This is a genomic window from Pyramidobacter sp. CG50-2, assembly GCF_003612005.1.
Taxonomy (GTDB): Bacteria; Synergistota; Synergistia; order Synergistales; family Dethiosulfovibrionaceae; genus Pyramidobacter.
Map to the genome: position 1 here is coordinate 13,995 of NZ_RAWT01000011.1, position 21,318 is coordinate 35,312.

At 61.9% G+C, this 21,318-nt stretch carries 17 protein-coding genes; all 17 read left to right on the plus strand.

From position 1 onward, the window contains the following. Positions 1-4 precede the first annotated feature (4 nt). The 17 genes from D7D26_RS03770 to D7D26_RS03850 all read left to right on the plus strand — a co-directional run bounded on the left by D7D26_RS03770 (position 5) and on the right by D7D26_RS03850 (position 21,294). The gene (locus D7D26_RS03770; RefSeq protein ID WP_120372089.1) at positions 5-1,705 is read left to right on the plus strand and encodes a secretin N-terminal domain-containing protein; all 1,701 of its coding nucleotides are present in this window, start codon (positions 5-7) and stop codon (positions 1,703-1,705) included. Positions 1,706-2,127: 422 nt separating this feature from the next. After that, entirely contained in the window at positions 2,128-3,402 is a 1,275-nt protein-coding gene (locus tag D7D26_RS12450; RefSeq protein WP_199674680.1) for a hypothetical protein, read from the plus strand. 481 nt (positions 3,403-3,883) lie between these two features. Beyond that, positions 3,884-4,459, plus strand: a complete 576-nt coding sequence (gene efp, locus D7D26_RS03780) for an elongation factor P (RefSeq protein ID WP_078016471.1) — start codon at positions 3,884-3,886, stop codon at positions 4,457-4,459. A gap of 116 nt (positions 4,460-4,575) precedes the next feature. Beyond that, positions 4,576-5,001 (plus strand): CD1247 N-terminal domain-containing protein, encoded by a 426-nt coding sequence (locus tag D7D26_RS03785; RefSeq protein ID WP_078016472.1) that lies wholly within the window; start codon positions 4,576-4,578, stop codon positions 4,999-5,001. Then, positions 4,988-5,491 (plus strand): Asp23/Gls24 family envelope stress response protein, encoded by a 504-nt coding sequence (locus D7D26_RS03790; RefSeq protein ID WP_120372090.1) that lies wholly within the window; start codon positions 4,988-4,990, stop codon positions 5,489-5,491. The genes D7D26_RS03785 and D7D26_RS03790 overlap by 14 nt, the downstream gene beginning before the upstream one ends. Positions 5,492-5,591: 100 nt before the next feature. Continuing rightward, the gene (locus D7D26_RS03795; protein ID WP_078016474.1) at positions 5,592-6,050 is read left to right on the plus strand and encodes a hypothetical protein; all 459 of its coding nucleotides are present in this window, start codon (positions 5,592-5,594) and stop codon (positions 6,048-6,050) included. Then, complete coding sequence (gene nusB, locus D7D26_RS03800) at positions 6,044-6,568, plus strand: transcription antitermination factor NusB (protein WP_078016475.1); 525 nt, start codon at positions 6,044-6,046, stop codon at positions 6,566-6,568. Before D7D26_RS03795 ends, nusB begins: the two co-directional genes overlap by 7 nt. Further along, entirely contained in the window at positions 6,565-7,824 is a 1,260-nt protein-coding gene (xseA, locus tag D7D26_RS03805) for an exodeoxyribonuclease VII large subunit (RefSeq protein ID WP_120372092.1), read from the plus strand. The genes nusB and xseA overlap by 4 nt, the downstream gene beginning before the upstream one ends. Before the next feature lie 13 nt (positions 7,825-7,837). Beyond that, positions 7,838-9,088: an adenosylhomocysteinase gene (locus tag D7D26_RS03810; RefSeq protein ID WP_120372093.1), complete on the plus strand. Its 1,251-nt coding sequence runs from the start codon at positions 7,838-7,840 to the stop codon at positions 9,086-9,088. Between the two features lies 1 nt (position 9,089). Then, positions 9,090-10,376: an amidohydrolase gene (locus tag D7D26_RS03815; protein WP_120372094.1), complete on the plus strand. Its 1,287-nt coding sequence runs from the start codon at positions 9,090-9,092 to the stop codon at positions 10,374-10,376. Positions 10,377-10,440: 64 nt separating this feature from the next. Then, positions 10,441-13,089 (plus strand): alanine--tRNA ligase, encoded by a 2,649-nt coding sequence (alaS, locus tag D7D26_RS03820; protein ID WP_120372095.1) that lies wholly within the window; start codon positions 10,441-10,443, stop codon positions 13,087-13,089. A 2-nt stretch (positions 13,090-13,091) separates the two neighbouring features. After that, complete coding sequence (gene ruvX / locus D7D26_RS03825; protein WP_120372096.1) at positions 13,092-13,514, plus strand: Holliday junction resolvase RuvX; 423 nt, start codon at positions 13,092-13,094, stop codon at positions 13,512-13,514. Then, complete coding sequence (gene mutS, locus D7D26_RS03830) at positions 13,515-16,097, plus strand: DNA mismatch repair protein MutS (protein ID WP_120372097.1); 2,583 nt, start codon at positions 13,515-13,517, stop codon at positions 16,095-16,097. After that, positions 16,097-17,923, plus strand: coding sequence for a DNA mismatch repair endonuclease MutL (gene mutL / locus D7D26_RS03835; RefSeq protein ID WP_120372098.1), 1,827 nt, complete (start codon positions 16,097-16,099; stop codon positions 17,921-17,923). Before mutS ends, mutL begins: the two co-directional genes overlap by 1 nt. Beyond that, positions 17,920-18,867, plus strand: coding sequence for a tRNA (adenosine(37)-N6)-dimethylallyltransferase MiaA (gene miaA, locus D7D26_RS03840; protein ID WP_120372099.1), 948 nt, complete (start codon positions 17,920-17,922; stop codon positions 18,865-18,867). Before mutL ends, miaA begins: the two co-directional genes overlap by 4 nt. Continuing rightward, positions 18,864-19,745, plus strand: a complete 882-nt coding sequence (gene ispH / locus D7D26_RS03845; RefSeq protein ID WP_120372100.1) for a 4-hydroxy-3-methylbut-2-enyl diphosphate reductase — start codon at positions 18,864-18,866, stop codon at positions 19,743-19,745. The genes miaA and ispH overlap by 4 nt, the downstream gene beginning before the upstream one ends. Further along, positions 19,738-21,294 carry a 30S ribosomal protein S1 gene (locus D7D26_RS03850; RefSeq protein ID WP_120372101.1) on the plus strand — a complete coding sequence of 519 codons (1,557 nt, stop codon included), beginning with the start codon at positions 19,738-19,740 and terminating at the stop codon, positions 21,292-21,294. The genes ispH and D7D26_RS03850 overlap by 8 nt, the downstream gene beginning before the upstream one ends. Positions 21,295-21,318 lie beyond the last annotated feature (24 nt).

Here is a 21,318-nt window from a genome sequence, read left to right on the forward strand (position 1 = left end):
GCGTATGAATCCGAAGAAGCATTGCGCGGCGCTTGCATTGTTCCTGTTTCCCCTTTTCCTGCCGGCGGAACTTGCGGCAGGAACGCGCGCGGAGCCCCGGCTCTGGGCGCTTCGCGTGGAACAGGCCGGGGATTCGCATATCGTGTTGTCCTTGGAGGGGCAGGCGTTGAAACGCCCCGAACTGGCTTACAGGAATGAAAATTCCCTGACGCTGGCGCTCGAAGGCGTGCGCTTCCCCGCGCTGAACTACGAGCGCGATCTCGATACGCCGCTGGTCCCTCATATCAAAGTGGAAGACTCCAACCGCAGCACGCTGATCACGCTTTTCTGCGAAGAACCGTTGCAGCTCGGCGACGTCAGAGGGGCCGGGAGCGGCCGCATGCGGATCCGCTTCGCAAAAGGCGGGCGCGCCCGGGATCGGGAACAAACGCCGATTCTGCAGGAAGGCGGAGACGCCGGGCGCATTTCGTCGAAAAAGATCTCCATGAACCTGAAAGACTGCGATCTGGCGGACGTCTTCCGCCTCCTCGGCGCGATGGCGGACGTGAACATCGTCGTCGACGCCTCGGTGCCGCAGAACGCGAGGATGACGCTGGCCTTCAGGGAGGCTCCCTTCGCGGACGTGTTTCAGTTCGTGCTCCGTTCTCAGAATCTCGGCTTCAGCGTCGTTGGCCGGACCGTCGTCGTCGGCGCGAAAAATTCGCTGGGCCTGCTGACGGGGCGCCTGACGACCAAGAGTTATCACGTCGCCTATGCGGAAGCGCAGAAGACCGCGCCCCTGCTGAAAGACCTGGCGGAGCTCGCTTCGCCGGCCAACAGAGTGCTGGTTGACGAGCGCCAGAATCTGATCATCGTCACGGGAACGGCCTTTCAGCAGGAAAAAGTGCGGCGAACGCTCCGCCTGCTCGACGCGCCGGGACGGCAGGTGATGCTCAAGGCGCGCATCATCGAGGTGAACGACGACGCGAGCGACCAGCTCGAAACGGCCCTCAACGCCGTTTACGACTGGTGGTGGGGCAGTTACCAGAACGGCGCGCTCTCGGCGGGATTCGCGCAGAGCGGTCACAAGCCCGGCACGGCCGAGGGGCCGCTGGGGAATCTGGACACTTCCGCCAATCTTCCCGGCGAGATCGGCAGCGGCATCGTCCGGCTGGCCGGCACGGCGACGCGGATGCTGGATTTTCGCCTTCACACTCTGGTGGAACAGAAAAAAGCGCGCGTCCTGGCGGATCCTACGGTGACCGTGCTCGACGGCGAAAAAGCGACCGTGAAGCTCGTGGAAAAACTGAAATACGTGTCGCGGCGCGACGACGCGCAGAATCCGACCTACGACGACGAAGAAGTCGGCCCCAAACTGGAAGTGACGCCCCGGATCGGACGCGGCGGCATGATCACCGTCGGCGTCTCCCTGGCGACAGGCGAGGTGGTCCAGTGGATCCGCGGCGGTCAGGGCGAACAGATCCCGCAGACGAACTCCCGCACCGTCGAAACGAAGATCCGCGTGCGCGACGGCGAGCCGTTCGTGATCGGCGGCCTGTTCAAGGAAAGCCGTTCGCGCACGCGCGCCGCCGTGCCGATTCTGAGCAGCATCCCGCTGATCGGCGAGCTCTTCAAAGCCAAACTCGATAAAAAAACGCGCAGCCAGGTCGTGATGATCTTGATCCCCTATATTCTTGAAATCCCCGACCTTGAAAAGAGCTTCTGAAAAAATGTCGCTGTGACCGTTCATTGAAAGAACCGCTCGAAAGCTCCCGCGTCTTACTTTTCGGTCCGTTGCGCTGGGACTGCAGACCTGCCGGCGCGGCCGGAGCGCGTGCGCCTGACTGCGCGAATATAAAAGGCAATCCGGCCGCGCCGAGGCGCTGCGGACGGATTGCCATGTCCTTTTACAGGCGGTTTTTTCAGCAGGCGGGAGTCTTTGTGCCGTTTTTGAAAAGATTCAAAGTGGTTACAAAAGCCTAAAGCATCTGCAATTCTGTGAAAATGGCCGCGGCGTGTGTTTTTTTATGTGCGAAACGGCGGCTTTTCTGTTATACTTTTCGATGCGGATATATTTCGAAGACGCCGCCGCGATCTTTTGAAAGCAGATCGCGAAAAAAAGACGAAAATCGAAAGGACGATGACACGATGAGAATCGGAAAGAGAGCGAAAACCCTGACGTCGATACTTCTGATGTGCGCGCTGGCATTCTCGGGCTTTCCCGCGGCGGCCGTCGCGGCAGGCGCCGCGCCCGCGGCGAAGAGGGCCGCCTCCGTCGCGAAAAAGGCGCCGGCGGCGAAGAAATCCGCGAAGAAGAAAGACGCCGCGAAAACGAAGAAAAAAGCGCCGAAGAAAACCACCATTCCAAAGAAATACGCCGCGCAGATCCTGAGGGAACACGACGCGTACATCGAGGCGTTCATCAACGCGGAAATGGGCGCCAGGTATTACTGCAAGCGGATCTACGACGCCATCTACCGGGGCAAAAAGACGCCTTCGCAGGAAGAACTGGACGCCATGGCGTACGAGGTGACACGGCTGAGAAAGGAACTGAGTTCCGTGGCGAAGAGGTACGCCCTCAACATCCGCGTGGCGAAGAGGATGGCGGTGTCTTTCATGAACGAAGAGGAGCGGACGATGCTGGCCGAAGCGCTGAGCTTCCTGTTCGCGACTCCGGCCTATGCGGCGCCTTTCAACCTGTCCAGTCTCGACGGCATCGAGGCGGGACTCAACAGCATCGCGGACGGCACTCCGGATATCAACGTGCCGGCCGCCGAGATCGACAGGCTCCGCAAGGAGGAGAAGAAACGGCAGCGGGAAATGGAGGCCAAATATCCCCAGGCCCGAAAAGACCGGATAAAAGCAGAAATGGCGGACGCCCGGCTGGACTCAGCCATTTCTGGTACGCTTGGCTACGTCGCCAGAGCCGGCGAGGTGGCTGCGGCCGGAACCGCTGCTGTCGCAGGCCTCGCTCTTTTCTTTCTCAGCGCTCCGTCATTAGCACCCGCGGTGGCTGGAATGGTGGGTACTACTGCAGGCACGTATGGTGCAGTTTTTGTCGTTACCAGTGGGGTAGTGGGGAGTGGGTTAGCGGCGGGCGATTCGATTCTGGGTTTTGTTGATGTCGCGACTGATAAAGATCGCAGCACTGAACGGAAGGATTTTAAAAAGATAACCGTGGCAGTCAATGCCGTAAACGTGGTCCAAGGAGCGGTAACCATATCCTCGGAGACCGAGGCAATAAAAGCAGTCGTCGATGGTATAGGCTGGGTGCAAAGTTATGAGGACATGCTTGACGCTTGTGAGGATCCCAAGGCCCTCGGGCGCAAAGGGGCAAAAGCCGTCAAGCGCGCCGCGGAATCCGCCAGCGACGCGAAACGGGAAAACAAGGACAACGGCGGCCACGACGGCTGCGGCCACTGACCGGCCACCGGCGGCTCTCGCCGCGGCGTTGTGTGGCGGCAGCCGGGTCTGATCGATCTCCCGTGCTGAAATAATGGGCGTGGGGCGCCGCGCGCAAAAAGTTCCGCCGGCCGGTTTCGGGGCGAAGCCGCGCGGGAGCCGCCGCATCGATCTTGCCCGCCGACGTTTCCGGCACGAGTCGGTTCCTTTGACGCCGACGGGATTTGTTCCTGTGCGATATCGTTTTTTTGTTTTTCCATAACGCCGCGCCTTCATGGGCGCTCCCAAGCGGGCCTGCGCGCTTCCACGGGCCCGCTTCCCTTTTTATGCACGGTCCCCGGCGTATCCCGGCGGAATCGTCCGCCGCCGGAGCTTACGCGCGGCATTATCGTTGAACGACGACACACGCTCTTGCAAATGGAGTGAAAACACATTAGAATTAAACGTCATGGCTGTCTGCATTCGCGGCAGAGAAACAGATTCTCGGGAGGGTACGTAACAAATGGCTGATATCGTCGATACGAGTAAATTTTACCCTGGCATGAAACTGAAATGGCAGGGCGGTCTGTGGGAAGTGGTGGACTGTCAGCATCACATGAAGGGGCGCGGCGGCGCCGTGCTCAAATGCAAACTGCGCAACCTCGACACGGGCAGCATTTCCGAAAACAGCTTCGTGTCCGGCAACGATAAATTCGAACGCATCGTCTTTGACGAGAAACCCGCTCAGTACAGCTACAAAGACGGCGACCACTACGTCTTCATGGACATGGAAAGCTACGAAGAAGTCTATCTGACCAAGGAAGCTCTCGGTCCGGCGCTCAATTATCTGACGGACAATCTCGAAGTCAGTCTCGACATGTACGAGGGCAAGGTCATGGGGATCACGCTGCCCAACAGCGTGGTGCTGAAGATCGTCGACACGCAGCCGAACTTCAAGGGCGACACGGCCGCCGGCGGCGGCAAGCCGGCCACGATGGAGACCGGCCTGGTCATCACGGTGCCGATGTTCGTCATGAACGGCGAGAGCGTCGTCGTCGACACCCGTACCGGCGAGTACGTCGAACGAGTGAAAAAATAATTGAAGTGTTCCACGTGGAACATTTTATATTTTATTAAGAAGAACTGGAAACTGCGTCTTTCAGCCTGTACGGAAAGACTGTTTCGAACCTGTTTTTCGCAAAGGAGAGATCCGCAATGAGCGCACGTGAAAAGATCGCCTATGTCAAAGGACTTCTCGACGCCGGCAAGCCGGAAGACAAGCTCGCGCTTTCTCTCTTTAATGCCGTCGTCGAGGCGCTGGAGGCGTTGGCGGACGAGAACGGCGAGCTGAAAAAACAGCTGGAGGAGCAGCGGAGCGCGGCTGACGACCTCTATTCGATCTGCGGCGAGCTCGACGCCGATCTGTCCGACGTCGAATCGCGTCTGGGCATCGACGAAGAACTCGACGAAGACGAAGCGTCTCTCGAAGACGATTACACGGAAGTCGCCTGTCCGTCCTGCGGCCTGCATTTTTACTGCCAAACGTCCATGCTTTCTCCCGACGATCACTGCGTTGAGTGTCCCGACTGCGGGGAAAAGGTCGACGTGGATTTAGAGGCGGAGGATCATGACGCCGATTGACGAGCTGGACCAGACGTCCGAGCCGCTCTATAAATCCGATTTCGACCTGGAACGCGCCGTAGAGGAAGCCCGCGAGGAGGACCCGAAGTCGACCGACGGCCTGCTCCACATCTCCGAAGACGTCGTTCAGGAAATCGCCCGTCGGGCGCTGGCGCGGGTTTCCTCGGTGGTGCCGGCGAACGCCGGCATGTCGGTGCTGGGACTGGGACGAAAAAATCCCGAGGGCGTGCGCGTTTCGCTCGAAGAAGGGACGCAGTCGCAGATCTCCGTCGACGCCTACGTCCTCGTTCGCTACGGGCTTCGTATTCCGGACGTGGCCTGGGATTTGCAGGAATTCCTGAAAAAGGAGCTGGAGAGTTCGATCGGCTACGAAGTCAAGGCCGTGAACATTTTTGTCCAGGGAGTTTATTTCGGCGAACAGGCCCCAAAAGAAGAGCAAGGAACGGGAGAAACTGGAGCAAAGGCAGCGGCGACCACTGCCGGAGAGTAACATAACAGCCGGCTCGTCTTCGGGCCGGCTGCTGTCGTAGAGAAAGGAGGCATGCGCGACGTATCAGGATTTTGGGCGTACGCCCTATGGATTTATCAAAGTGGATACGCAGGCGGTGCTCTCTCTCGTTTCCCGCCATCTTCCCCAGGGAGTCCAGTGCAGCGCGGTCAGACTGCGCGCGCACGATCGTTTGTGTCTTGTCGTGATCAACGACAAGCGCGAGTTCTGGAGCCGCGAGGACGATATGCGCCGCGCCAAGGCCATCACCGAGGACCTGCGCGCCATGGGGATGGAGCTGCCCAGATTGCAGTGGATCAGACAGAGCCGCTTTCTCGCCGAGTCGCCCTACCTGGAGCATTCTCTCTGCGGGCAGCCTGCGTTCTGGATCAACTGCGCCTGCGGCGTGTTTGCCTTTTTTGCCCTTTCGTGGGGAGGCTTTGCCGTTTACGTCGGTTTAGGATGCGGCACGTGGCTGCTTTCGTCGTGGCTTATTTCCGGCGGAGGCTGGGCCAAGCTGCAGAATCTTTTGCCCTTTTTGAAAAGAGGTCCCCAGTGGTGACGAATAAAGACAACATACAGGAATCGCTTCATGCGGCGCGGGTGCGCCTTTTCCAAATTCTGTGCGCGCTGGATTCTCTGGGTGGAAAGAAGCTTGACCAGCGTGAGATCGAAGCGTTTCTGGAAGAGCTTTTCGTCGAGCCGGAAGCCGCGGCGGAAAACGGCGCTGAAGCTGAAAGCGGGGAAGCCGGCGCCGACGAGGAAATCGGGGTGTCGCGGGTTCCCTTGGCGGCCTATCGCCGATCCTGCGAGCGCGCCTGTTCCGTGCGCGGCGCCCTTGCTGAGATCGACGCCTTGATCGGAACGTACTCGACCGAATGGAAGACCGAGCGCATGAGCCTGGTGGACCGCACGATCATCCGCCTGGCGCTGTACGAGGCCGTGATCGCGAAAAAAGTCCCGGTCGGCGTCGCGCTCAGCGAAGCCGTGCTGCTGGCCAAAGAGTACGGCAGCGACGATTCGCCTCGTTTCGTCAACGGCGTCCTGTCTCGTATCGTCAAGGGCCTTTCTCTGTTATGATCCGTTACGGTCCCGTTCGCGTCAAAAAAGACGCCGCGCCTCTGACCGTAGACGAGGTCGCTCTGCGGGTAAAAAATCTGCTCGACTACGACGAGACGCTCGCCCATCTCGTCGTCGAAGGCGAACTGACCGATTTCAAACGTCACGTCTCCGGGCACGTTTATTTCGTCCTGAAAGGGCAGAACGCTTCGATGCCCTGCGTGATGTTCCGCGGCGACGCGGCGGGGACGCTCCTCTGGCCGGCGGTCGGCGATCGCGTCGTGGTTTCGGGCAGCGTGCGGCTTTATGAGGCGCGCGGCGCCGTGCAGATCTATGCACGTAAAATATATCCGCTCGGATTGGGCGCGGCCGCGAGAGCCAAAGAGGAGCTCCGTCTCAAACTGGAAAAGGAAGGGCTTTTCGCTCCCGCGCGCAAACGCTCCCTGCCGCGTTATCCGCGGCGCGCGGCCTGCGTCACCTCCGACACGGGGGCTGCCGTTCAGGACGTGATCCGGCAGTTCCGCACCCGTTTCCCCGCCGCCGAGCTGATCGTCGTTCCTTGTCTCGTGCAGGGCGTCCGTGCGGCCGAAAGCGCCGCCGCGGCGATGAGACGGGCTTCGGCTCTGGCGGGGGTAGAGGTCGTGCTTCTGGTGCGCGGCGGCGGCGCCAAGGAGGATCTCAATCCGTTCGACGACGAGGAGCTGGTGCGGGAAGTCGCCCGCTGTCCCGTCCCCGTCGTGTGCGGCGTGGGGCACGAAGTCGACTGGTCGCTGTGCGATCTGGCCGCCGACCGGCGCGAACCGACGCCGACGGCCGCCGCCGCGTCGGTGTTCCCCGATCGTATGCGGGAGTTGGGCGGCCTGGCGGAATGCGCGCGTCTTCTTCATATGCACGCAGACCACGGCCTGCGCAATGAAAGGCAGATGCTTGCCAGCCGTGAGGAAAACATGAGGAATTTTCTGGGGTGTCTGCTGGAAAACGCGGCGCAGCGTCTTGACGATCTCGACGAAAAAACGACGTTCCACGCGCGCGCCGAACTTCGACAGAGGCAAGGGCAGCTCGACGGATACGAGCGCTCTCTGAGGAATCTCTCGCCCGCGCTTCTGGCGCGTCGCGGCTACAGCCTGGTCATGAGCGGCGGTAGACCGCTGCTCTCCAGCGTCCAGGTGCGGTGCGGCGACGCCATCGTCGTGCAGACGCTCGACGGCGACGTGAAAGGGCGCGTGGATTCCGTGGAGCCGCGCGGCGTGAATGGAAAAGATGCGCATATACAGTGAAGGAGAATTCATGATGGATTATAAAATCGCCGATCGTTCTCTCGCTCCGGGCGGCCATGCCAAGATGGACTGGGCGTGGCGCTCCATGCCGGTGCTCAACGCCCTGAAATCGCGTTACGCCGCTTCGCAGCCGCTGAAAGGCGTGAAACTTTCAGCCTGTCTTCACCTGGAAGCGAAAACCGCCTGCCTGCTGCGGACGTTCAAAGAGCTGGGCGCCGAAGTCCGCGCGGCCGGCAGCAATCCGCTTTCCACGCAGGACGATATTTGCGCCGCTCTCGTCGATTCGGGCGTTTCCGTGTTCAGCCGCCACGCCATGAGCGGCGAAGAGTATCGCCGCTATCTGCGCGATACGCTGGCTTTCGGTCCCGCCGTCATCGCCGACGACGGCGCCGATCTGGTGGCGACGGTCCTTTCCGACATGAAGGATTTGATCCCCGCCGTCAAGGGCGCTTCCGAGGAAACGACCTCCGGCGTCAAGCGCCTGAAGGCCATGGAACGGCAGGGGATCCTGCCATTTCCGGTGATTTCCGTGAACGACGCTCACAGCAAATATCTTTTCGACAACCGCTACGGCACCGGGCAGTCGGTGTGGGACGGCTTCATGCGCACGACCAACATCCTCGTGGCGGGCAAGACCGTGGTCATCGCCGGTTACGGCTGGTGCGGCCGCGGCGCGGCCATGCGCGCCCGCGCGCTCGGCGCCCGCGTCGTCGTCACCGAGCTGGATCCGCACCGCGCGTTCGAAGCGGTCATGGACGGCAACGAGCTGATGACCATGGCCCAGGCGGCGCCGCTGGGAGATATTTTCCTCACGTTCACCGGCAACACGCACGTGATCAGGGCGGAACATTTCCGGCTCATGAAGGACAACGCGATCATGGGCAACGCCGGACATTTCGACGTCGAGATCGACAAGCAGGAGCTGGCGGCGCTGGCCGTCAGGCGCGAATCGGCGCGGACGAACATAGAGACTTTTACGTTGCCCGACGGGCGCCGTCTCAATCTGCTCGGCGAAGGACGCCTGGTCAATCTGGCCTGCGGCGACGGACATCCGATCGAGATCATGGATCTCAGCTTCGCGCTCCAGCTCGAATCCGCTCTCTACGTGAACGAACACGGCCGCGCGCTCAAGGCCGGGCTGATGGACGTGCCGGCGGAGATCGACGCGGCGGTCATGGAGACGAAGCTCGCTTCCATGGGACTGTCCCTCGAGCGTATGACCGACGAACAGCGCGCCTATATGGCCGATTGGCGCGAAGACTAAAATGGCGATCCTGTTCCGCAACGTTTATCTTCTCGACGGCACGATGGAGCGCGCTGTGCGCGCCGATCTGCTCGTCGAGGGGGAACGCATAAAAAAAATCGCCGCCCCGGGTTCGTTGAGCGGCGAAAAATGCGAAGTGATAGACGGCAAAGGCGAAACGCTCCTTTTGCCGGGCTTTTTCAACGCTCATTGCCACGCGGCGATGACGCTGCTGCGCGGGCTCGGCGAAGAGCGCCCGCTGGTGGAGTGGCTGGAACAGAAGATCTGGCCGCTGGAAGAGCATTTGACCGACGAAGTGGTCTACGCCGGCGCCGTTCAGGCCATGTGCGAGATGGCCACGTGCGGCGTGACCGGCTTTACCGACATGTACTACCATATGGATCAGGTCGCCCGCGCCGTGAACGAGCTGGGCATGCGCTGTTCCGTTTCCGTCGGCGTCGTGCGCGATCCGGCCCGCTTCAAACAGACGCTTTACCGCGATTTTGCGGAGATGCGGGGGCCGCGGATCATCAACAGCATCGATCCGCACGCGCCGTACACCGTGCCGTTCGAGTTCGTCAGCGAATGCGCCGCCGAGGCGAAAAGAAAAAATCTGCCCTTGCAGACGCATTTCCTCGAGGCGGAATGGGAGCGCGGCTACCTCTCCGACACGCTGAAAATGACGCCGGTCGAATATCTCGAAAAGACCGGCCTCGCTGCCGTACCGCGCCTGGTCCTTGCGCACGGCGTGCAGTTCAGGGAAGACGAGCTCGACTATCTGGCCGCTCACGACAACATCACCGTGGCGCATTGTCCGGCGTCCAATCTCAAGCTGGGCAGCGGCGTGGCGCCGGTGCCGGAGATGTTGAAACGCGGCGTGCACGTGGCGCTGGGGACCGACGGCGCCGCCAGCAACAACCGTCTCGATCTGTGGGACGAGATGCGGCTCGCCTCATTGATCCACAAGGGCGTCGGCCATGATCCGCTGGCCGTTTCCTCGCGGCAGCTGATCGACTGCGCGACGTATCAGGGGGCGCGGGCGTTCGGTTACGAAAGAGTGGGGCGGCTCGCCGAGGGCTGGGCGGCCGATCTGACGGCCGTCGACCTGACGGCGCTCCATTATCTCGGCGCCGATGAGGAAAACATGTCCAGCTATGTCGTGTACGCCGGCGGTTCCGGCGACGTCAAACACGTTCTCTGCGGGGGCGGCTGGATCGTCAGGGATCGGGCGTTCGTCCCCCGTCCCGAGCGGGAAATCCGCGCGGCCAGTTCGGCGCAGCGCGCCTGGCTGCTGGCTGCAAAATCTTGAAGAATCTCCGGCAGCTCGCGCCGCCGTCATTATTTCTCTTAAAAATGTGCAGGAGGGAACATCCGTGCAGTATCGCAGCGGTAAGGAAATCCGTCAGTTGTTCGTAAATTTCTGGGAATCGAAAGGGGCTCACCATTACAAGAGCTTTTCGCTCGTGCCCGACGATCCCTCGCTTCTGTTCACCATCGCCGGCATGGTGCCTTTCAAGAAGTATTATCTCGGCCTCGAGGAGCCGGAATACGCCCGCGCCGTGACCTCGCAGAAGTGCGTGCGCACCAACGACATCGAGAACGTCGGCCATACCGCGCGGCATCACACGTTTTTCGAAATGCTGGGCAATTTCTCCTGGGGCGGCTATTTCAAGCGCGAGTCGCTGACCTGGGGCTGGGAGTTCCTCACGCAGGTTCTTGGACTCGACGGCGGCCGCATGTATGCGACGATCTACAAGGACGATCAGGAGGCTTTCGACATCTGGACCAAGGAGATCGGCATGCCCGAATCCCATCTCGTCCTCAACGGCGAAGACGAGAACTTCTGGTTCATGGGGCCGCAGGGACCGTGCGGCCCCGATTCCGAGATCCTCTACGATCAGGGAGAAGAATTTTCCTGCGGTCCCGACTGCCATCCCGGCTGCGACTGCGATCGTTTTCTCGAGATCTGGAACCACGTCTTCACGCAGTACGACCGGCAGGCCGACGGCAGCTTCAGGCTGCTGCCCCGCAAGAACATCGATACCGGCATGGGGCTCGAGCGCCTTGCCTCGCTGATCCAGGGCGTGCGCAACGACTTCGAGACGGATCTCTTCACGCCGCTCATGAAAAAAGCCGGCGATATCGCCGGCGTCAGGTACGGCGAGAACGATCAGAGCGATCTGGCGCTGAAGGTCATCTCCGACCATGTCCGCGCCGTCTGCTTCATGATCGCCGACGGCATTCTGCCGGCCAACGACGGCCAGGGCTACGTGCTGCGCCGCCTGATCCGCCGCGCCGCCCGCTACGGACGCCTGATCGGCATCAACAAGCCGTTCATCAACGACGTGATTCCCGCCGTGATCGAACTGATGGGCGATCCCTACGCCGAACTCGGGGAAAACCGGCTCACCATCGAGAAGATCGTCGAGATCGAGGAGAACGGCTTCGGCAAAACGATCCGCCAGGGCAGCGAGCTGCTCGACGCCGAAGTCAAAGCGGCGCTCGAAAGCGCCGGGAAGACTCTCAGCGGCGCGGCGGCCTTCCAGCTGTACGATACGTTCGGTTTCCCTCTGGAACTGACTCGCGAGATCTGCGCCGAGCGCGGCGTGTCGGTCGACGAAGAGGAGTTCAAAAAGGAGATGGAGCAGCAGCGCGAGCGCGCCCGCAGCTCCAGCAAGCAGATCGCCAACAACGTCATCAAGGGGAACGTGTTCAACGCCCTGGCCAACGAATTCGGCGCCACGGATTTCGTCGGCTACGAAAAGAGCGAATGCAATACAAAGGTCCGCGCGCTCGTCAGGGAGGGACGGAAAGTCGACGCTCTCGGCGAAGGCGAGGAGGGCATGGTCCTCCTCGAAAGTTCGCCGTTTTACGCCGAGCGCGGCGGCCAGATCGGCGACACGGGGCTGATCAAGGGCGACGGCGTTCTCGCGGTCGTGAAGGACAGCACGCACCCCTTCGGCGAGCTGAACATGCAGACGGTCGCCGTCACCAAAGGGACGCTTCGCGTCGGTCAGAGCGTCCTCGCGCAGGTCGACGCGGACCGGCATCTTGCCGTCGCCCGCAACCATACGGCCACGCACATCCTGCACGCCGTGCTCGGCAAGGTGCTGGGCGGGCACGTGCGCCAGAACGGTTCGCTCGTGTCCGACCGCTTCCTGCGCTTCGACTACACCCATTACGAAGCGCCGAGCCGCGAGCAGATCGAGGAGATCGAGACGCTCGCCAACGCGGCGATCCTGACCGACCGGCCGGTCACCACCGTCGTGACGGATCTCGAAGCGGCCAAAGCCAGCGGCGCCAAGGCGCTGTTCGAAGAGAAATACGGCCAGACCGTGCGCGTCGTCTCCGTCGGCGATTTCTCCAGCGAGCTGTGCGGCGGCACTCACGTTTCGTCCTCGGGCACGATCGGTTCTCTGAAGATCGTCAGCGAAGAGAGCATCGGCTCCGGCATCCGCCGCATCACGGCGGTGACGGGCATGACCACGGTGCGCCTGCTTCAGGAACTGAGCCGCACCGCCGACGAACTTTCCGCGCGCCTGGCCGTCAAACGGCCGCTGCTGATCGAAAAGGTCAGGGGCATGGAAGAGGAGATCAAGGAACTCAAACGCCAGATCGACGGGATGTCCCGCGCCAGACTTGCCGGCAGCATCGACGGACTGATCGCGAAAAAGGCGCTTGCCGGCGGCGCCGTCAACCTTTATATCGGTCGCGTGGACGGACAGGACATGGAGCTGTTGCGCGAATCCGGCGACAAGTTCAAGGACGGCGATCCCAAAGCCGTATTCGTGGTCTTCTCCAAAGCGGCGGAGGACAAAGTGCAGATCCTCTGCATGCTCGGCGAGGAAGCGCAAAAGAAAAAACTCCACGCCGGCAAGATCGTCAAGGAATTGGCCGCTTTGGTCGGCGGAAGCGGCGGCGGCCGTCCGAACATGGCGCAGGCCGGCGGCAAAGAGCCGGCCAAAATCGACGCGGCGATCGCCGCCGCGGTCGATCTCGTTGCGAAATTCATCGGAGCTTGACGATGCCCCGAATTATCTGCCTCGACGTCGGAACTGTGAGGATCGGCGTGGCAGTCAGCGATCCCCTGGGCATGTTCGCTCAGGGGATCGCTGTCTGGAAAGCGGAGGGGCCTTGGATGGACGAGCTGGAGCGCGCTTTCGAGCGTTACGACACAGGTTGTCTGCTCGTCGGGCTGCCGATCCGCGAAGACGGGACGATCGGCCCCTCGGCGCAGCGCGTGCAGGACGTGGTGAAGGCGATCCAGCGGCGCTTTCCCATGATCACCGTGAAATATTGGGACGAGCGTTACAGCACCTGCACCGCCACGGGCTACCTGCTCGAAGGCAACGTGTCGCGCCGCAAGCGCAAACAGTCCGTCGACAAGATCGCCGCCGCGGTGATCCTGCAAAGCTATATGGATGCGAAAGGAGCTGACCGATTTTAGATGACGGAACCCAAAGCGCCCGTCCAGCAAATACCCGCCAAGATGACGCCGATGCTGGAACAGTACTTTTATTGGAAAAACAAATATCCCGACTGCGTGCTCTTTTTCCGCATGGGGGATTTCTTCGAGTGTTTCTTCGACGACGCCAAGCTCGTCTCGCGCGAACTCGACATCGCCCTGACCGCGCGCGACTCGAACAGGAACATGCCGATGGCCGGCGTGCCGCACCACGCGGTGGATCAATACGCCGCGCGCCTGATCGAAAAGGGTTACAAGATCGCCGTCTGCGAACAGATGACGCCGCCCGACGGACGCACGCTGGTGGAACGGGAGGTCGTCAAGATCCTGACGCCGGGGACTTTCATCCCTGAGGAAGGCCCCGTCAACTCGTCGCTGGCCTCGTTGCTTCTGGGACATGACCAGTGGACCGTCGGCTTTCTGACGCCGAGCGCCTCGACGGTGCAGGTGGGGACGTTTCCCCCGCAGGAAGCCTGGTCGGTGCTGCTGTCCTTTGCGCCGCGCGAAATTTTGATCCCGCGCGGACGGGGCTATCGGGAAAAGGTCGAAGCCCATCCGGGCTGGTCGTATTCCGAGATGTCGGCGGAAGATTTCGATCCCGAGATCGGACTGGCGCGGCTGTGCCGGCTGTGGAACGTCAATTCCCTCGAGGGCTTCGGCCTGCGCCGCGGCGACCCGCGCATCGGCGCCGTCAGCGCGCTGGTGAGCTACGCGGAGGAGACCAGTTTCTCGAAGGCGGCCCACATCAGAAGCATTTCCCAGATCCTGCCGGAGGGTTTCATGCACCTCGACTGGCATACGCAGAACAATCTCGACCTCTGGGGCGGCGAAGCGTCGCTGTTCGAGTGCATGAACGAGTGCGCCACGCCGTTCGGGAAGAAACTCCTTCACGATTGGCTTGCCCGTCCGCTCTGTTCGATCGAGAGGATCGACGAACGCCTGGATTCCGTTCAGGAACTGTACGACCACGAAGATGTCTCGCGTTCTCTGGCCGAGCTGCTGGGGAAATGCCGCGACGTGGAACGCGCCATCGCGCGCCTGCACATGAAAAGCGCCAATCCGCGCGATCTCGGCGCGATCCGCGACACGCTGGACGTACACCCGGAAATCAACGCGGCGCTGGGCGAAATGTGCCGTTCGGTCGCGTTGCCGGCTCCCGGCGAACTGGAGGAACTGCGCGCCCGGCTTGACAGATTCTTGCTGCCGGAACTGCCGCGCGCCCTGAGTTTTGGCGCCATCGCCGCGCCCGGCTGCGACGAGGAACTCGATCAATGGCGTTCTCTCGGCGACAGCGGCGACGCATGGCTCGACGACTTTGCGGAGCGGGAAAAAAAACGTATCGGCCTGACGAAATTGAAAGTCGGGTACAACAAAGTTTACGGATTTTACATCGAGATTTCCCGCGCCAAAGCGGAAAATGCGGAAATCCCGCCGGAGTACGTGCGCAAGCAGACGCTGGTCAACGCCGAGCGCTACATTTCTCCCGAACTGAAGGAATACGAGGAACGCCGCTTGCAGGCGGATTCCAAGATCGCGGAGATCGAGCAGCGCATCTTCGACGAGCTGACCGCGGCCTGTCTCGAACGGACCGACGCCATTCAGCGGCTCGGCCGCGCGCTGTCCCAGCTGGACGTGCTGAACTCGTTCGCGCGCACGGCGCGGGAACGCGGCTACTGCCGTCCCGAAGTCGTCGAAGAGCGGGTCCTCGAGATCCGCGAAGGCCGCCATCCGATGGTCGAACGGGCGCTGCGCGGCCAGCCCTGCATCCCGAACGACCTGAAAATGGATCTGACGCGGCGGACGGCCATCGTCACCGGGCCCAACATGGCGGGCAAATCGACGTATCTGCGCATGGCCGCGATTTTGCAGATCATGGCGCAGGCCGGCAGCTACGTGCCGGCGGCGTCTGCCCGCCTGCCGCTGACCGACCGCCTGTTCACCCGCATCGGCGCGCGCGACGAGCTGGCGCGCGGCAACAGCACGTTCATGGTCGAGATGATGGAGACCGCGAACATCCTCCACAACGTCACGGCCCGCAGCGAGGTCATCCTCGACGAGATCGGGCGCGGCACTTCGACGTACGACGGTATGAGCATCGCCTGGTCCGTGATCGAGTATCTGCACAACCTTTGCGGCGTCCAGCCGTTCGTGCTTTTCGCCACGCATTATCACGAACTGACGGATCTCGAAAAGACCATGCCGGGGCTTTTCAACCTGAGCATGGGCGTGGAGGAGACCGACGAGGGCGTGCGTTTTCTGCATAAAATACAGCCGGGACCGGCCGACCGATCCTACGGTATCGAGGTCGCCCGCATCGCCGGGCTGCCGCGGGTGGTGCTCAAACGCGCTCATGAGATCCTCGAGCGCCTGGAAGCCGAACCACCGGGGGGGCGCGGCGATCCGAACCGTTTTGCGCCGTCGGCGCAGGTGAGCATGTTCGATCTTTCCGGTGACGCTTTCATCGAAGAGGTGGCTTCGCTCGAACCCGATCAGATGACGCCGCGGGACGCGCTCGACCAGATTTACCGGCTGGTCTCGCGGGCCAGAAAGCTGAGGTGTGAATGATGGGAATTCATCGACTGCCCGACGGGCTTTCGCGCAAGATCGCCGCCGGCGAGGTGATCGAGCGGCCGCTTTCCGTCGTCAAGGAACTGATCGAAAACAGCCTCGACGCCGGCGCGACGGCCATCGACGTGGAACTGGGGCAGGGCGGCAAGGTGCTGATCTCCGTGAAGGACAACGGCGGCGGCATCGTCCCGGAAGAACTGCCCCTGGCGGTGGAAAAACACGCCACCAGCAAGATCAGCAGCGAGGCGGACCTCGAGGCGATTTCCACGCTGGGGTATCGCGGCGAAGCGCTGAGCAGCGTCTGCGCCGTCAGTCACTTCGAAATCTACAGCCGTCGCCCCGAACTGACCGAAGGCGCTTCGCTGCACTATGAAAACGGCGTGCCCCGCGTCACGGCGGTGCCGCTGCGTCCCGGCACGACGGTGGTCGTCAAGGATCTTTTCTATAATCTGCCGGCGCGGCGCAAGTTCCTCAAGACGGCCGCGGCGGAGTTCCGCCGCATTTCGCGCCTGGTCCAGGACTACGCGTTCGCCTATCCCGCCGTCGCGTTCTCGTTGGTCCACGACGGCAAGAGCGTCTTCAAGAGTTCGGGCGGCGGCAGCGTCGAGAAATTGCTGGCGCAGATGTGGGGCGACGAACCCGAGATCCGCGCTTCCGCTTTCGAAGCTGCGGCGTCCTCCGTGCGGCTGTGGTGGCAGGATCTGGGGCCGCAGAGCCGCTTCCAGCTGATCTCGTTCGTGAACGGCCGCCGCGTCAGCGACGCGGTGATCCGTTCGGCGATCCAGGGGTTCCACTGGGCGACGCGCGGCAACTGGCTGGTCATGCTTTCGCTGCCGGCGGAAGACGTGGACGTCAACGTCCATCCGGCGAAGTCGGAGATCCTGTTCCGCCGTTCCGGAGAGGTGTACGATCTGATCCGCAAAGCGGCGGAGCGTCTTGCCAAGGGATTTTCCGACGCGCCGATCCGTGGGCGCGGCGATCGCATGCCGTTTTCTTCGCCTCCGTTCGACGCGCCGGCAGAATCTTTTTCCGTCGGCGGGCCGACGGCGCCGGGCGGTTCCACGGCGTGGCGCCGCCTGCCCGAACGCGAGCCGCATCCGTTTTCGCGCCTGGAAGAACCGGTGTTCCGCGCCGCGTCGCCGAACGCGTTCGCGGCGCGAGGTTCGCAGGAGGCGAGCGGCGAACGTCTGCCTTTCGCTTCCTATCGTCAGACCGTTTCGGTTCCGCCGTCTGGCGACATGTCTGCTGCGGAAAGCGCCGCGCCGGACGGGAAACTTTATCTCGCCCAGCTGCCTCAGGGCTATCTGGTCTTTTCCACGCCGGACGGGCTGCTGATCGTCGATCCTCACGCCGCCCACGAGCGCGTCAATTACGAACGGATCTTGAAGGCCTGCGCCGATCCGCGCGGGCAGGAAAAACTGATCATGCCCATTCCGCTGCCGCCGACGCTGAAGGACGACGCGATGGCGAACCGCGAAAAGCTGGCCGAGCTGAACTTCGCGATCGACGAGGACGGCTCTCTGTCGCAGCTGCCCATGCACGCCAAAGTCGCGGGCGTTCCGCCTGTCGATCTGCTGCGCAGCGCGCTGAACGCGATCGAGGAACGGCAGGAGCACTCTGACTCGCTGGTCAACGTCTTCGCGACGAAAGCCTGCAAGGCTTCGGTCAAGCTGACGACGCGGCTGGAAGCGGCGGAAGCCTATCAACTGCTGACCGAACTGGAGCGTTGCGACCAGCCCAACGCTTGTCCCCACGGACGGCCGACCGTACTGCGGCTGACGGGGAGCGCGCTGGACAAACACTTTGGGAGGTTGGGATTGTGAGCGGCGCGAAAAAAACGCCCATCGTCGCGGTGATCGGCCCGACGGCCGTCGGCAAGACGGCCATGAGCCTCGGTCTCGCCCGCGCGCTGAACGCCGAGGTGATCTCGGTGGACTCCCGCCAGGTCTATCGCTACATGGATGTGGGCACGGACAAGATCTCCCGCGAAGTGCGCCGGGAGATTCCGCACCATCTCATCGACGTAGCCGATCCCGATCAGATCTACACGGTGTCCGATTTTACCACTCAGGCGGCGGACTGCGTCAGGCGGATCATGGCGCGGGGGCGGGCGCCGCTTTTCGTCGGCGGCACGCCGTTCTATTATCAAGCGCTCTTCAGCCGGCTGCTGTCCATCGACGTGCCCACGGACGAAAAACTGCGCGCCGAACTTTTTGCTCTCGAAGCGGACGAACTGTACGAGCGGCTGAGGAATTGCGACCCCGAAAGCGCCGTCAGACTCCATCCCAACGATAAATTCCGCGTCTCCCGGGCGCTGGAGATCTTTCTCACGTCCGGCCGTCCGGCTTCCGACTGGTACGCCCGCGAGCGCCCGGCCGAATCGCCTTACGACGTGCTCTATCTGGGCCTGTTCAAGCCGCGCGATCTCCTCGTCGGCGGCATCGAACGGCGCGTGCGCCAACAGTTCTCTTCGGGCTACCCCGAGGAAGTGAAGTGGCTGCTCGACCACGGCTATTCCCCCGATCTCCCGTCGATGCAGGGCTTCGGCTATAGGGAACTGGTCCTGTTCCATCAGGGGCGGATGACTTTGGAAGAAGCGATCCGGGGCGATGTGATCGCCACGCGGCAGTTCGCCAAAAGGCAGATGACCTGGTTCAAAAAATTCGCGCCGGCCGTCTGGTGCGACCTGTCGCAGAAGACGCCGGCGGAAAACGGACAATGGCTGCTCGACCAGGCCAGAAAACACCTTGACGAGGCCTTGCGATGAAAGTGCTCGTCGCGGTGCCGACAGGATGGTGCTTCGGCGTCAAGCGGGCGATCGAATGCGTGGAAAAAGCGTTGGCGCAGGCGACGCCGGTCTATGCGATCGGCAGCCCGATCCACAGTCCGCAGGAGGTCGAGCGTCTGCAAAAGATGGGACTGCGCGTCGTCCAGTCGGATGCGGAGATCCCCGCCGGCGCGACGGCGTTCGTCCGCGCGCACGGGATCGCTCCCGACATTCTGGAAAATTTGAGGCAGAAGAACGTCAGCGTCATCGACGGCACGTGCCCCTTCGTGCGCGCGGCGCAGAACCACGCGCGGGAATTGTCCGAGGCCGGCTATCACGTTCTGATCCTCGGAAACGAGAAACACCCCGAGATCATCGGCATGCGGGGATATGTCCGCGGACCTTCGACGGTGATTTCGACGATTCCGTCACTTTTTTCCTCGACAATATTCAAATCGTCTGCTAAAATCCATAAATTGGGATTGGTATCTCAAACGACACAGGAAGAAAGTCTCCTCGCCGAAGCGGCCAAGGCGGCCCTCGGCGTGGCCGACGAGCTCAGGATCTACAACACCATCTGCCGTGCCACGATCGAACGCCAGCAGGCCGTGAGACGGTTGGCGTCTCAGGTCGACGGCATGATCGTTATCGGCGGATATGACAGCGCCAATACCGGCAAGTTATGTCGTATCGCGCGCGATTCGAACTGCGACGCAGTGTGGATCGAGCACGCCGGTCAGCTTGACAGGAGGTGGGTGCTGGAGAAACGGGTTATTGGTATTGCGGCCGGGGCGAGTACGCCTGACTGGCTTATCGAACAACTACATAACGCGATTCATAACATCGCAGGACGTCAGGGGGATGTCAGGAATGAGTGAAGAAGTTAAGAACCAGGTTGAAGAAGAAAGCATGGATATGGCCTCTCTTATGGCCCAGTACGACGCGACTTCGGAAGAGATCGCGCGCGGCAAGGTCATCGAGGGCACGGTGGTCGAGAAGACCGAGGGCGGCTGGCTTGTTGACGTAGGATACAAGTGCGAGGGCTTCCTGCCCGAACGCGAGTGGACGCACCACATCCTTGTCGACGACAAGCCCGCTCCCGAAGTCGGCGACAAGATCGAGGTCCAGGTGACGAGCAAGCGCGACGGCGAAGAAGCCCAGCTTCTCGTCAGCCGCTGGCGCTGCGAGTTCGATCGCCGCTGGGCGGAGCTCGAGTCCAAGGCGAAGGCCAACGACGTCATCACCGTCAAGGGCATCCGCAAGGTCAAGGGCGGCCTGATGGTCAACTGCTTTAACCTCGAGGGCTTTATCCCGATCTCGCACCTTGCCGAGGAAGGCCGCGGCGTCAATCCCGGCCGCTTCGAAGGCGAAGAGTTCCAGGTCCGCCTGCTCGAGATGGACAAGCGCAAACGCCGTTTGGTCCTTTCCCGCAGGAGCCTGCTCGACGAGGATCTGTCCGCCAAGCGCGAGAAGTTCTACAGCGAGGTCAACGTGGGCGACGTGCTCGACGGCACGGTCAGCAGCGTGACCACCTTCGGCCTGTTCGTCAACGTCGGTCCCCTCGACGGGCTGGTGCATGTCAGCGAAGTTTCCTGGCAGCGCAGCTCGAAGTCCCGCGAAACGTATAAAAAAGGCGACGCCGTCAAGGTCAAGGTCATCGGAATCGACAGGGAAAACAACAAGATCAGCCTCAGCATCCGCCAGGCTCAGGGCAATCCCTGGGACACGGTGATGGAGCGCTGGCAGAAGGATCAGCAGACCAAAGGCGTCGTCACCAACGTCACCGATTTCGGCGCCTTTGTCGAGGTGGAACCCGGCATCGAGGGACTGATCCACATCGGCGACCTGAGCTGGAGCCGCATCAAGCATCCCCGCGAGGTGCTGCACAAGGGACAGGAAGTCGAGACCATCGTGCTCGACATCGATCCCGAAAAGAAGCGCATGAGCCTGGGCTACAAGCAGCTGCACGATCCCTGGAAGGGCATCGAGGAACGCTACGCGAAGGGACAGGACATCACCGTCAAGGTCGTGCGCCTGGCCGACTTCGGCGCGTTCGTCGAGATCGAGAAGGGCGTCGAGGGCCTGATCCACATCAGCCAGCTCAGCATGCACCGCGTCGAAAAGCCCGGCGACGTGCTCCAGGAAGGTCAGGAAGTGACCGCCCGCGTCCTCGAGGTGAATCCCGCCGAGCGCCGCATCCGCCTCAGCATCAGCGCCATCGAGGCCGGCGAGAGGGCCGCCGAGCGCGGTAAGAATGCTCCGACTCAGGGTGAAAAGGCGCCTCGTCATGAAGGTTCGATCTCCAGAAGCGAAAGAGCTCCCAAGCCCCGCCGCAAGGCCGAGGCGGAAAAATTCTCCGGCTTCAGCGAGGACACCGGCGTAACGCTGGGCGACCTCTTCAGCGGCATCAACCTCGAAGAAAAGTAACGCACCGTACAGAAAGAGCCGTCT